1 pseudogene is annotated in these 758 nt (G+C 40.1%); it reads left to right on the top strand.

The window, feature by feature from the left end:
- Positions 1-758 (top strand): annotated as a pseudogene (locus ACFSTE_RS15745) (hypothetical protein); the annotation flags it as partial.

Below are 758 nucleotides of genomic sequence, written 5' to 3'. Positions count from 1 at the left end.
ACAACTATTACAGAAAATGCAAATGGAACTTTCTCCTATGTAGATGAGGACGGATCAACAACAACTGTAGATGTAAGCAACCTGGAAACATTAACATCCCTGGCACTAAATGCGGATAACACCAATCTGGACTATGTAGATGAAGACGGATCAACAAACCAGATCAATCTAACAACAGCGGTACAAAACCTGGAAACGCTAACAACTATTACAGAAAATGCAAATGGAACGTTCTCCTATGTAGATGAGGATGGATCAACAACAACTGTAGATGTAAGCAACCTGGAAACATTAACATCCCTGGCACTAAATGCGGATAACACCAATCTGGACTATGTAGATGAAGACGGATCAACAAATCAGATCAATCTAACAGCAGCGGTACAAAACCTGGAAACGCTAACAACTATTACAGAAAATGCAAATGGAACGTTCTCCTATGTAGATGAGGACGGATCAACAACAACTGTAGATGTAAGTAACCTGGAAACATTAACATCCCTGGCACTAAATGCGGATAACACCAATCTGGACTATGTAGATGAAGACGGATCAACAAATCAGATCAATCTAACAGCAGCGGTACAAAACCTGGAAACGCTAACAACTATTACAGAAAATGCAAATGGAACGTTCTCCTATGTAGATGAGGATGGATCAACAACAACTGTAGATGTAAGTAACCTGGAAACATTAACATCCCTGGCACTAAATGCGGATAACACCAATCTGGACTATGTAGATGAAGACGGATCAAC

The organism is Aquimarina hainanensis (assembly GCF_042684685.1).
Lineage (GTDB): Bacteria > Bacteroidota > Bacteroidia > Flavobacteriales > Flavobacteriaceae > Aquimarina > Aquimarina hainanensis.
The sequence above is the reverse complement of the archived record's forward strand: the minus strand, read 5'-3'. Positions and strand labels throughout refer to the sequence as shown.